This window comes from Ruegeria denitrificans (genome assembly GCF_001458295.1).
Taxonomy (GTDB): Bacteria; Pseudomonadota; Alphaproteobacteria; order Rhodobacterales; family Rhodobacteraceae; genus Ruegeria; species Ruegeria denitrificans.
On sequence record NZ_CYUD01000004.1, the window covers coordinates 359255 to 370920 of the forward strand.

Annotated in this window: 12 protein-coding genes; 4 read left to right on the top strand and 8 right to left on the bottom strand. The window is 58.5% G+C overall.

Annotation, left to right across the window (positions count from 1 at the left end; all coding sequences use genetic code 11):
• Positions 1-73 precede the first annotated feature (73 nt).
• Positions 74-1072, bottom strand: coding sequence for a molybdopterin-binding protein (locus RUE5091_RS08425; RefSeq protein ID WP_058281437.1), 999 nt, complete (start codon positions 1070-1072; stop codon positions 74-76).
• Positions 1069-2037 (bottom strand): XdhC family protein, encoded by a 969-nt coding sequence (locus RUE5091_RS08430; RefSeq protein WP_058281483.1) that lies wholly within the window; start codon positions 2035-2037, stop codon positions 1069-1071. The genes RUE5091_RS08425 and RUE5091_RS08430 overlap by 4 nt, the downstream gene beginning before the upstream one ends.
• A gap of 233 nt (positions 2038-2270) precedes the next feature.
• Between RUE5091_RS08430 and RUE5091_RS08435 the strand changes: the two genes are divergently transcribed.
• Positions 2271-2771 carry a hypothetical protein gene (locus tag RUE5091_RS08435; protein WP_082643586.1) on the top strand — a complete coding sequence of 167 codons (501 nt, stop codon included), beginning with the start codon at positions 2271-2273 and terminating at the stop codon, positions 2769-2771.
• A gap of 3 nt (positions 2772-2774) precedes the next feature.
• On the opposite strand, the gene RUE5091_RS08440 is transcribed toward RUE5091_RS08435, so the two are convergent.
• Both RUE5091_RS08440 and RUE5091_RS08445 read right to left on the bottom strand, forming a co-directional pair.
• Entirely contained in the window at positions 2775-4031 is a 1257-nt protein-coding gene (locus RUE5091_RS08440) for a vWA domain-containing protein (RefSeq protein WP_058281438.1), read from the bottom strand.
• Positions 4031-4939, bottom strand: a complete 909-nt coding sequence (locus tag RUE5091_RS08445; RefSeq protein ID WP_058281485.1) for an AAA family ATPase — start codon at positions 4937-4939, stop codon at positions 4031-4033. Before RUE5091_RS08445 ends, RUE5091_RS08440 begins: the two co-directional genes overlap by 1 nt.
• Positions 4940-5074: 135 nt before the next feature.
• Here RUE5091_RS08445 and pyrC point away from each other — a divergent pair, with 135 nt between their 5' ends.
• On the top strand, positions 5075-6112 hold the full coding sequence (gene pyrC / locus RUE5091_RS08450; protein WP_058281439.1) for a dihydroorotase: 1038 nt from the start codon (positions 5075-5077) through the stop codon (positions 6110-6112).
• Here pyrC and RUE5091_RS08455 read toward each other — a convergent pair.
• Together RUE5091_RS08455 and RUE5091_RS08460 are read right to left on the bottom strand one after the other, a co-directional pair.
• Positions 6109-7404 carry an MmgE/PrpD family protein gene (locus RUE5091_RS08455; RefSeq protein ID WP_058281440.1) on the bottom strand — a complete coding sequence of 432 codons (1296 nt, stop codon included), beginning with the start codon at positions 7402-7404 and terminating at the stop codon, positions 6109-6111. The genes pyrC and RUE5091_RS08455 overlap by 4 nt on opposite strands.
• Before the next feature lie 37 nt (positions 7405-7441).
• Positions 7442-7888, bottom strand: coding sequence for a type II toxin-antitoxin system RatA family toxin (locus tag RUE5091_RS08460; RefSeq protein ID WP_058281441.1), 447 nt, complete (start codon positions 7886-7888; stop codon positions 7442-7444).
• 72 nt (positions 7889-7960) lie between these two features.
• Here RUE5091_RS08460 and hpt point away from each other — a divergent pair, with 72 nt between their 5' ends.
• Positions 7961-8503: a hypoxanthine phosphoribosyltransferase gene (gene hpt, locus RUE5091_RS08465; RefSeq protein WP_058281442.1), complete on the top strand. Its 543-nt coding sequence runs from the start codon at positions 7961-7963 to the stop codon at positions 8501-8503.
• Here the strand turns inward: hpt and RUE5091_RS08470 are convergent.
• Positions 8490-9647, bottom strand: coding sequence for an amidohydrolase (locus tag RUE5091_RS08470; RefSeq protein ID WP_058281443.1), 1158 nt, complete (start codon positions 9645-9647; stop codon positions 8490-8492). The genes hpt and RUE5091_RS08470 overlap by 14 nt on opposite strands.
• A complete protein-coding gene (gene lipA, locus RUE5091_RS08475) occupies positions 9644-10594 on the bottom strand; it encodes a lipoyl synthase (RefSeq protein ID WP_058281486.1) in 951 nt (316 codons plus the stop codon). Before lipA ends, RUE5091_RS08470 begins: the two co-directional genes overlap by 4 nt.
• A 262-nt stretch (positions 10595-10856) precedes the next feature.
• Here lipA and RUE5091_RS08480 point away from each other — a divergent pair, with 262 nt between their 5' ends.
• Positions 10857-11405, top strand: coding sequence for a peroxiredoxin (locus tag RUE5091_RS08480; protein ID WP_058281444.1), 549 nt, complete (start codon positions 10857-10859; stop codon positions 11403-11405).
• Positions 11406-11666 lie beyond the last annotated feature (261 nt).

Sequence of the window (11666 nt, forward strand, 5' to 3'; positions counted from 1 at the left end):
AAATATTTAGGGATTTGCCCAGGAGGTCATTTGGGTAGCCTTCATAAGTATTGCGTTGACTCAGAAAGGCAAATTATCGCCGCGATGCCCTTGGTTGCGGTCGCGTCGGGATCTCTTTGAGCAGCCCGCCAACACCCATACCGGCAATATCCGCACCAGTCGTTTCGATCCCGCAAGCAACACGCGACAGCACCCAATCGGCACCGTTTAGCGCCGGGGATCGCGCACATCCAGGCAAACCAATTACCGGTCGCGACCCAAGCGAACCAAGAAACAACAGATTACCCGGATCGACGGGCATGCCGAACCGATCCACCTGCCCACCCGCAGCGCGCAAAGCCTGAGGGGCGACGTCCGCGACGTCCGAGGTGGCCGATCCTGTCAGAATCATCGCCACGTCGCCCTGTATCTCGGTAATAGCTTGCGCAATCGAATCCGTTTGGTGAGGTACGATGCGAATATCCGTCATCTCCATCCCCAGCGCCTCGACTCTGCCCCGGATTGCGGCGATGCCTTTTTCATTTGAAGGCCCGCCGGGAATGTCGGTCACCACCAGTCCCGCATTTTGGTAGACCGGAGTGGCAAGACGAATAGCGCCATGCGCCAGCCGAGCGACCTCAAGAACATCGGCGTTGGGGACTGCGTAGGAAATGACCTTGATCGTCGCGACCATGCCACCGGTGCCCATCTGCTGATGTTGCGGCACGGTGGCGACTGTGATCATCGGGTTGACCAGATTGAACGCCTCTAGTGCTACGACGTCCAGAACCGCAACACCCGGCCCATCTGCCAACAGGTTCACGCGTCCGGTGAACGGCTGCGTCACTCGAAGCGCAGCGGCCTGCGGATCAGGCGCCAGAGCATCGGCCAGCATCTCTGCGGCCTTGTCCTCATGGCAATCTCCGGGCTCTAACCGTGCGACGGTGATGGTCTGCATCCCGACAGATGCTAATTGTTCGTGATGTTCGGGTGTCAGGACGATTCCCTTGCGTAGCTTGGCGCCCTGAACCTGCACGGAATGCGCCAGTATAGCTCCAGCAGACTGGTCAACGGGAACGGGACCGAATTTCACGCTTTGCCTCGCAATACAGCAGTCATTTGCGCCAGAATGGCCACAGCGATTTCTGAAGGTCCCGCTGCACCGATATCCAACCCGATGGGGCCATGAATGCGGGCGATCTGTGCGTCGTTAAAGCCAGCCTCTTTCATCCGCGCCACCCGTTTGGCATGAGTCCGGGTCGAGCCCAGAGCGCCAATATAAAACACCCCTGCCTGCAACGCCGATTGTAAGGCCGGGTCGTCCAGCTTGGGATCGTGCGTCAGCAGAACCACCGCCGTGCGTGCATCCAACCCCAATTTGGCGACCGCTTCGTCGGGCCAATCGGTCAGGATCGTCTCACCCGGAAACCGCGCACTCGAGGCGAAGGCATCGCGAGGATCAATGATGGCCGGATCATAGCCAGCAATCCGCGCCATCGGCACCAGTGCCTGCGCAATGTGGACGGCACCAACAATGATCAATCGCAGAGGAGGGTTATGGACCGCCACAAAAGTCTGGCCGTCTTCTTCAAACCCCGAGCGGTCCATACGCAGCCGGTCTGCATAAGCGTTCCGGCGCAAGGCCCGATGCCCGGTTTCGATGTTCACCTCATAGGCCATGGGTTCGCGCCGGGCGCGGGCCTCGATCAGCTCGCGCAGCATGGGTTCGGGCAGTACCTTGCCCACCGGCTCGACCAGTACCCGGATTGTTCCGCCACAGGCCAACCCAACGGCAAAGGCATCGTCGTCACTGACGCCAAATTCCAACAGGCGCGCTTCACCTTCCTCGATCGCCTCAAGCGCTTCGACCACCACCGCGCCTTCGACACAGCCGCCCGAGACGGACCCTTCGATCCGACCGTCCCCACCGATCACTAGCTGCGCACCAACCCGGCGCGGGGCACTGCCCCAGGTTTCCACCACCGTGGCCAGCGCTGTAGGTTGCCCTTCGCCATACCAGTGCAAGGCCGTTTCCGGGCTGTTGTCGAATCTTTCCATTGCACCCTCCACGAGCGTTCTGATCCAACATAAGCAGGTTTCGCGAATTGAAAAGGAACCGCGATCATCAACTGCGCGTGGCGATCCAGCAAACGCTTCCTTCGGCACGAATTGGCCCGGATTTCCGCCGTTTACGCAAAGGATTGATTGTCTCGGAACCTGATTCTAGCTTACACGCGCATCTGGTGCATTCCGGTATGCGCATATTTTATTTTCACAAAGGAGCCAGAAACTTGAAACGCATTTTTACACTCGGAACTGCACTTGCCCTGCTGGCCTCGACTGCGGTCAGCGCAGATACATTCCTGCGGTTTGGCGAGGTCGAAGGATGGAAAGTCTTCGTTGATCAGGAAAAGAAATCTTGCCTGATCGAAGCCGTGGATAGCTCAGAAAACGTAGTTCAGATGGGGCTGACCGAAGACCGCGGCGTTGGATATGTTGGCGTCTTCACCAAGGCCAAGACTGATATCAAGCGCGGCGAGAAAGAGGCTGTGGCAATTCTGCTGGGTGATAACATTTATCTGGGCGAAGCGACAGGTATGAAGGGGAACATCACCAAGGGCTATTCCGGTGGTTACGTTCTGTCCGATGACCCTCAGTTCGCCGATGATATCGCCAAACAAAAGGTCATGGTCGTTTTCCCGGAAAAGGAATTCGCCTTCACCGTCGATCTGACTGGCACCTACAAGGCCATGGAAATGGCGCGCAAGTGTAACGAGGAACAGCTGGGTTAAGGTTCAGCCCGAAAGCGCGGTCATCAACCGCGCTTTCTCACCCATGTCGCCGGGTTTCGAAATGACGGCCGCCAGGTCCTCTAATGATGCTATCGAGTGACCCGCGCGAAAACTGTCCACATGCGGCAACATGGCGGCAACACCCTGCGCCTTGGGCGCGAACCCATCCCAACGCAGCAAAGGGTTTAGCCAGATCAAGCGACGCGCCGACAGGTTCAAACGCTCCATCTCTTGCCCCAAAGCGTCGGGATCTCCGCGATCCAGCCCGTCCGAGATCAGCAGAACCACCGCACCCTGCCCCATGACCCGGCGCGACCAGTCGCGGTTGAACGCGTGCAGGCATTCTCCGATCCGGGTGCCGCCCTCCCAGTCCTGCGCTTCGGCTCCGGCGGCGGCGAGTGCAGCGTCTACATCGCGTTGCTGCAAATGGCGGGTGATATTGGTTAGGCGAGTGCCAAAGGTAAAGGCATGCACCTTGGCCCAACCTGCCCCCTTAGCATTCGAGACCGAGTGCAGGAAATGCAGGATAATCCGGCTGTATTGGCTCATCGACCCCGAGATATCACACAGCACCACAAGGTTGGGCCAACGCGGCTTAGGTTTGAGGCGGGCGATATCGCGCAGCTCTCCGCCCTGACGCATGGCCGCTCGCAAGGTCCGGGCACGGTCAATCCGATGTCCAAGATGACTGGCCTGCCCACGGCGGGACTCGATGGGTTTCACCGGCAATGTTAGCCGTGCCAGCATGCGTTTCGCCTGTGCGATCTCGGCCGTACTCATCTGTTCGAAATCCAGACTGCGCAGCCGTTCCTCGGTTGACGTTGTTTGTGACGCGTCGATCTCCAGCTCGGTTTCGCCTTCTTCCTCGGAGGCGTCCGGCAAGTCCCGTTCGACCCCATCCAGCAACGCCTCAGCCGCGCGTTTTTCGGCGGCGTCTGCTTTGCGGTCTTCCTGCACGCCACGGATGGCGGGCAGCATCATCGACATCATGTGCTCCAGATACCGCGGATCGCGCCAATACAGCCGAAAGACCTGCGCAAAAACCGTGCGATGTTCTGGGCGGTTCACGAAACAGGCGTGCAGGGTCCAGTAGAAATCCTGTTTCTCAGTGAACCCAGCGGCCTGAACGGCCCGGATTGCGTCAACCACCCGCCCCGTCCCAATTGGCAACCCGGCCTTGCGCAAAGCCCGCGCAAAATGAGTGATATTCTGCGCCAGCTTCGGGTCGTCAGGAATATCAAGCGGCAGTTGCTCTGCCATCAGGCCGGTTCCAGATCCGCTTTCGCCTCATCCAGAATTCGCTTCGCCTCGGACCCTTGCAGCTTTTGAATGTCGTCTTGGTATTTCAGGATTGCACCCAACGTATCGCCAATCACCTCGGGGCTGAGGTTGATCACGTCCAGCGCCAGCAGGCATTTGGCCCAGTCGATGGTCTCGGCCACGCCAGGTTTTTTGAACAAATCCTCGGTGCGCAGACGCTGGACAAAGGCGACGACCTCACGGCTGAGCGCCTCGGCAGCTTCGGGCGCGCGGGCATGCAGGATTTCGATCTCGCGCTCGAAATCCGGGTAATCGACCCAGTGATACAGACAGCGGCGTTTCAGTGCGTCATGCACCTCGCGCGTGCGGTTCGAGGTTACGATCACGATGGGCGGTTCGGGCGCTTTGACGGTGCCGAGTTCGGGAATTGTGACCTGAAAGTCGCTGAGCGCCTCAAGCAAAAACGCCTCAAAGGGTTCGTCCGTCCGGTCCAGCTCGTCAATAAGCAAGACCGGCGCTCCGTTCTCATCCGGGCGCATGGCTTTCAACAGCGGGCGTTCAATCAGGTACTCGTCCGAGAACAATTCGGATTGCAAGGTGCCACGATCCGCGCCACCCGCGGCCTCTGCAGTGCGGATCGCCACCATCTGCGCCGGGAAATTCCACTCATACACCGCCGAGGACGCATCCAGCCCCTCGTAACATTGCAAACGGATCAGGCGTCGGTTCAGCCCAGCCGCCATTGCCTTGGCGATCTCGGTTTTACCAACCCCGGCCTCGCCTTCCAGAAACAAGGGACGACCCAGTTTCAGCGACAGGAACACGACGGTGGCCAACGCCCGCCCGCAGACATAGCCTTGTGCGCCCAACATGGTCTGTACGGCGGTGATGGAATCTGGCTGCGTCATGTCATTTTTCTCCTTCGCCACAACAGGTCACGGCAATGCGCGTGCGTCAAGACCGCAGTCTTTCCGGGACTTACGTCGATCGGGTCCGTTGACAAGGGCTTTCCCGCAGACGGCCGCTGTGCTAGCGGATGCGCCATGACCGATAGCATCACGATCCGCCGCCCCGACGACTGGCATCTGCACCTGCGCGACGGCGCGATGTTGCAGGCCGTCCTGCCCGAAACTGCGCGTCATTTTGCCCGCGCGATTATTATGCCCAACCTCGTGCCGCCCGTCGTGCGCGGCGAACAGGCCGCCTCCTATCGCGACCGCATCATGGCTGCCCTACCCGATGGCATGTCGTTCGAGCCGCTGATGACCCTGTATCTGACCGAAGACACAGATGCCGAGGACGTGGCCGCAGCGCATGCCAGCGGGTTGGTCAAAGCGGTCAAGCTATATCCGGCGGGTGCCACGACCAACTCGGCCTCGGGTGTGCAAGACTTCGATAATGTCCGCTCGGTGCTGGAAAAGATGGCCGAGATCGGACTGCCTCTTTGTGTCCATGGTGAGGTTACCGACGCTGAGATCGACATCTTCGATCGTGAGGCTGTGTTCATCGACCGCATTCTCGACCCGATCCGCAAGGCGACACCCGGCCTGCGCGTGGTGATGGAGCACATCACGACCAAAGACGGCGTGGACTATGTGAAATCAAATGACGCGGATCTGGGCGCGACCATCACGGCGCACCACCTGATCATCAACCGCAACCACATTCTGGTCGGCGGGATCAAACCGCATTACTACTGCCTGCCCGTTGCCAAGCGCGAAGAGCACCGCCTGGCGCTTCTGGCCGCTGCAACCTCGGGCGATGGACGATATTTCCTGGGCACCGACAGCGCACCGCATACGGACGCCAACAAGGAAATGGCCTGCGGTTGTGCGGGGTGTTTCACCGCAACAAACACCATGTCTCTGGTAGCCGAGATGTTCGAATCCCAAGGCGCGCTGGACAAATTGGAAGGGTTCGTCTCATTGAACGGGCCTGCGTTTTATAGCTTGCCGGTGAACGAAGACACCATCACCTTGACCAAGGGTGAACCCGTGGATTACCCGGACAAGATCGAAACCGAGGACGGCCCCGTAACGGTTTTTGAGCCGGGTTTCCCCTTGCACTGGCGCGTGGTTTAACTCGCCAACTTACTTGCCAGATCGCGGGCGCGGCCCCCGGTGCTCAGCATCGACCAGATCGCGTCCGCCTCTTCACCGCCGATCAGTTTGGACGCCTTACCGCGCACGCGATCTTCGCGATCAGCCAGTGTCATCGGCGCCATCAGATCATGCGTCGCCCCGAGCCGCGCACCGTCGCGGCGAAGCAAGGTCAGATGCGCCTGCGTTTCCGACAACGACTCATCGGCCTCAACCGAGATCCGGTCGCGCAGCGAAATCAATCGTGCGTCGGCACTGACCTTGTCCGAATAGTTATCCGGCAACGCCGTATCATAGCCAAGTGCCTGCATGGCGATCACGGTCCGATAAGAAAACTTGGCCCCAAGTCCAGTGTTCGGAGACAATTGGTTGCAGACACTCATCCAACGCGGATGGGTCTTGATCTTAATCTCCGCCACTTCGGGTTCTGCGATGTCCAGATCGCGCGCGGCCTCAAGTGCGGCATGCAGACCGTGGCAACAGGCGTGAAACTTGTGGCTGATGTTGTCGAACAGCCATTCATCCCCCAACCCATCTAAAGCGGTTTGCGCATCTGCCTCGCCGCTATGGGTCGCGCCAAACCCGTACTGACCTTCCAAAGCGTTCATGTTCGGCGTGAAGCCTTTAACGATCAGCAACGCTGCCTCGACCCCGGCCGAGGCCGCAAGCCCCGCGTTATAGGGTTTGCCCATTGTTCCGAAATGCGTCTTGAGACCAGCCGCACGGGTTGCCGTCAACCCAAGCGTTTTCCGCATCTGATCCGTGTCGAAACCAAGGATACGCCCCGCCGCAACAGCCGCGCCAAATGCGCCCGCCGTGGCGGTTTGGTGAAATCCCGCCTGATAGTGATCCCGGCCAAGCCATAACCCGACGCGGATCGAAACTTCCATTCCAATCAAAGCGGCCTCAAGGAAATCCACCAGAATACGGTCGTCCCATTCGCTCAGCGCCAGCGCGGCGGGAAGAATCGCCACCGAAGGGTGGCCGATATGGGCAAAATGCGTGTCATCGTAATCCAACGCATGCGACACCGTACCATTCACCAAAGCTGCTCCACGCAGCGGGGCCGCCCCCCCGCCGAAAAGATGCGCCTGCGCGGCGCCTTGTTCTCCCAAAACCAAGTCGCGCACCGTTTTTGAGACTGGCTCATCAACGCCGGCACGCCCTACAGCAATCCAGTCCAATACAGACAGAGACGTGACGACTCGCGTTTGCAAAGTCGTCTCGATGGGTCCGGCAGCAAATCCGGCAAGTGCTGTAGAAAAGTCGCTCATGTGCGCAGTTTAGCCTGCGCGGTTCGCGGGTAAAGGCCTAGCCGTACAAGTCAGCAGCTCGGGCTTCGAAAGCCTGAACGATCCGGTGCATCGCCTCGTTGAAGACGACACCGATGATACCTTGCAGGATGGCGTTCTTGAATTCGAAATCTACGTGAAAAGATACGTTGCAGCTACCCTCGGGTGCGTCTTCGAACTGCCAATCGGATTTCATGTATTTGAACGGCCCGTCCAGATATTCGGTGTCGATCTTCATCTGATCAGGAAACAGCGTCACCCTGCTGCCGAACCTTTCGCGAAACACTTTGAACGAGATGATCAGGTCCGCCTCCATCACCTGCGCCTCGCCTGCCGCATAGGTCCGGCGGATACGGGCGGCGGAACACCAAGGCAGAAACTCGGGGTATTTCGCCACGTCCGCGATCAGGTCGTACATCTGCTGCGCCGTATACGGCAGGTGGCGGGTTTCCGAATGAGTAGGCATGGCGTCCGGTATTTACTGGTGACAATGGCGCGTGATTTCGTATGTTGCGCGCCAAAGATCAAGGGGGCAGCGATGAGCGACCGTGCATATGTGATAGATGAGATGATCTCGGCCAAGGCCATCGCCGCCCGGATAGAGGAACTGTGCCGCGAAATCAGCACCGAATACAAAGACACAGACAAACTTGTCGTGGTCGGCCTGCTGCGCGGCAGTTTCGTCTTTATCGCTGATCTTGTACGCGAGCTGGATCTGCCGATCGAGGTGGATTTTCTTGAGGCATCCTCGTACGGGGATTCAATGGAAAGCAGCCGGGAAGTACGCATTCTCAAAGACTTGCGTGGCGCAATTGAAGGGCGCGACGTGTTGGTCGTCGAAGATATCGTCGATACCGGCCACACGCTGAACCACGTCACTCATCTGCTGCAAAGCCGCATGCCGAAGCGTCTGAAATCCATCGCTTTGCTGGATAAACCCAGTCGACGCGAGGTTGATTTCCGGTCTGACTGGATCGGGTTCGAGATTCCCGATGAATTTGTCGTGGGGTATGGAATCGACTACGCGCAGCGCAATCGCAACTTGCCCTTCATCGGAAAGGTCCGCTTTACCGAAGATTAATCGGACTCAGTACCTGCTGAATGGCCGCAACAAAAATCTCGATTCCAACCGGGATCAGAGCATCCGGGAAATCGTAATCCGGGTTGTGGAGTTGTGGGTGCTCCACACCCGAACCCAGCCAGAGCATTGCTGCCTTGGCGTCTTTGCCAAACTGTCCGAAATCTTCCGAGAATTTCTGCGGGGTGGATGTCACCTCACACTGCACACCCGTTTCGGTGCAAGAGCGGCTCAGGATATCGACGGCATCAGACGCATTTACGCAGGCTTCGAACACATCTTCATAGGTTATCTCAAACCCTAGCCCTTGATCCGAGGCAGCTTGTGCAACCAGCGCCTCGGCCTCCTCGATCAGACTGTACATACGCGCATCAGCGACGGTGCGCAGGGTCACCCAAAGTTCGGCTTGGCCCGGAGCTACGCCAAAGGTTGCTTCTCCAAGACTGGCATGCGTGACGGTCGTCAGCGCAAAATCGGCGTCCAAAGGACCACCTTTCCCCAACTCTGCCATTTGCGGCATCAGCAGCGCCAGCGCGTCGGCTGGTGACATCCCATCCTGCGGCGCTGCCGCGTGCGAGGTTTTGCCTGTCAGAACAACCTTCATCCCGCGTGACGCACAATTCGCCGGGCCTTCACACAGCTGCACATTCCCCAACGCCAACCCAGGCAGATTATGCAGGGAAAACACGTAGTCCGGCAAAATTTCGGAAAACTTGGGGTCCGCCCGATAGGCGATGGCCCCCTGCCCGGTTTCCTCGGCAGGTTGGAAGATCAATACCACCCGGCCGCGCTGTGGGCGATTTTGGTTCAGATGATCGGCCACCCCCAGAACCATCACCATATGGCCGTCATGCCCACACAGATGCCCCTTGCCGGAGATGCGCGAGGCATGGGCTGCGTCGGACAGTTCCTGAATGGGCAGCCCGTCAAGCTCGCATCGAATGGCAATGGTCGGCCCGGCTTGTCCGCTGTCGAACACACCCGCCACTCCATGCCCGCCGATACCTGTTAACACTTGGTCAGCACCGCGGGCGCGCAATTCGTCGGCAATCCGGACGGCCGTTTGCTCCTCTTGTCCCGAAAGTTCCGGGGTTTGGTGCAGTTCGTGACGCAGGCGCGTAAGTCGCGCGAGTGTGTCAGGTGTCACCCTTGCTCCAACTTCTTCTGACGTGCATCGCGCAAGCGCGCGAAATCGTCGCCCGCGTGGTATGATGACCGGGTCAGCGGCGTCGCCGACACCATCAAGAAGCCTTTGCCATAGGCCGCTTTTTCATAGGATGCGAATTCTTCCGGCGTCACAAAGCGGTCGACACCATGGTGTTTCGGTGTGGGCTGCAGGTATTGGCCGATGGTCAGGAAATCAATGTCAGCGGCGCGCATGTCATCCATGACCTGCCGGACTTGCTGTTCGTCTTCACCCAATCCGACCATGATGCCGGACTTGGTAAAGATAGAGGGGTCCAGTTCCTTGACCCGCTGCAACAGGCGCAGCGAGTGGAAATAGCGCGCGCCGGGGCGCACTTCGAGATACAAGCCGGGCACGGTTTCGAGGTTGTGGTTGAACACGTCCGGCTTGGCCTCGACCACAACTTCCAGAACCGACGGGTCGCATTTCAGGAAATCAGGGGTGAGAATTTCAATCGTTGTCTTGGGCGAGCGGTGCCGTACGGCACGAATGGTCTGCGCGAAATGCTCCGCCCCACCGTCGGTCAAGTCATCCCGGTCCACGGATGTAATAACCACATGGTTCAGCCCCAGTTTCTGCACGGCGTGCGCCACACGTCCGGGTTCGAACGCGTCCAGATCATCCGGACGGCCAGTGGCGATATTGCAGAAGGTACAGCCACGGGTGCAGATCTCGCCCATGATCATCATGGTGGCGTGACCCTGGCTCCAGCATTCGCCCACGTTGGGACAACCAGCCTCTTCGCAGACAGTAACCAGATTGTTCTCACGCATGATTTTATGGGTTTCAGCATAGCCCTTGCCACCGGGTGCCTTTACGCGAATCCACTTCGGCTTTTTCGGCTGCGCATTGTCCTGACGATGCGCCTTTTCGGGATGACGTTGTTCGGGGATCTTCAGATCACGCACGGTTGGCTTTCCTGACTTGGGGTCACTTTGCTTGCACATAATATAAACTGCCGCGTTGAGCTATACCACCCGTGCATACCTGCCATAATAGCGCACTGTGCACGCGCAGAATTCCGACCACAAAAAGCCGAAATATGCACATAAAAACAACTCGTTTGCCAGCTTTTTCAGAAAGCACAAAAACGGCGAGAAATTTGTTGAAGCCGATTTAGAACTGTTTTAATTCACCGACAGTTCACACATGAATCACAGGAATTTGATAATGAAATCCGGTACCCAACTGCCTGACGTAACCTTTCACACCCGTGTCCGTGACGAGGCCGTCGAAGGCCCGAACCCGTTCCGATGGGAAGACAAAACTACGGCAGATTACTTTGCCGGCAAGCGTGTGATCCTTTTCTCGTTGCCCGGTGCGTTCACTCCCACCTGCTCAACCTACCAGCTGCCCGGCTTTGAAAACGGCTATGCTGAATTCAAGGATAAGGGCATCGACGACATCTATTGCATGTCGGTGAATGATAGCTTCGTCATGAATAAATGGGCGCTGGATCAGGGTCTGGAAAACGTCAAGGTTATTCCGGATGGATCGGGCGAGTTCACTCGCAAGATGGGTATGTTGGTCGACAAGGACAATCTGGGTTTCGGCATGCGCTCGTGGCGTTATGCCGCCATCGTCAATGACGGCGTGGTCGAGGCATGGTTCGAAGAACCCGGCCTGATGGATAACTGCCCCGAAGACCCCTATGGTGTGTCTTCACCTGACAACCTGAAAAAGCACCTGAGCGAAGTCAAAGAGCCGGCTTTGGCTTAAGATTCACAGCGATCAAATGCAAAAGACCCGCCACTGGCGGGGCTTTTTATTTTTAAGCGCGGGTTGGGGGGGCGGTGTTTTTTCCCACCTGCCCGGTGGCCTGAGCCCGCCCCCCCAACCAAACTTCACCCTCAGTCCACGCCCCCCCCACCAAACCAACCGCCCCCCCCCGGTGCGGCGGGCCCAAACACCGGAGGTTTTGTCCGGGGACAGCCCCCGTTTCCGCCCGCGCGGCCAACTCCGGCGAGAGAGGCAGGCACC

Excerpts from the sequence above, each read along its gene's own strand:
- RUE5091_RS08430 (WP_058281483.1), bottom strand. The coding sequence starts at position 2,037 with ATGGAAAGATTCGACAACAGCCCGGAAACGGCCTTGCACTGGTATGGC.
- RUE5091_RS08440 (WP_058281438.1), bottom strand. The coding sequence starts at position 4,031 with ATGGCAGAGCAACTGCCGCTTGATATTCCTGACGACCCGAAGCTGGCG.
- RUE5091_RS08445 (WP_058281485.1), bottom strand. The coding sequence starts at position 4,939 with ATGACGCAGCCAGATTCCATCACCGCCGTACAGACCATGTTGGGCGCA.
- pyrC (WP_058281439.1), top strand. The coding sequence starts at position 5,075 with ATGACCGATAGCATCACGATCCGCCGCCCCGACGACTGGCATCTGCAC.
- RUE5091_RS08455 (WP_058281440.1), bottom strand. The coding sequence starts at position 7,404 with ATGAGCGACTTTTCTACAGCACTTGCCGGATTTGCTGCCGGACCCATC.
- RUE5091_RS08460 (WP_058281441.1), bottom strand. The coding sequence starts at position 7,888 with ATGCCTACTCATTCGGAAACCCGCCACCTGCCGTATACGGCGCAGCAG.
- hpt (WP_058281442.1), top strand. The coding sequence starts at position 7,961 with ATGAGCGACCGTGCATATGTGATAGATGAGATGATCTCGGCCAAGGCC.
- RUE5091_RS08480 (WP_058281444.1), top strand. The coding sequence starts at position 10,857 with ATGAAATCCGGTACCCAACTGCCTGACGTAACCTTTCACACCCGTGTC.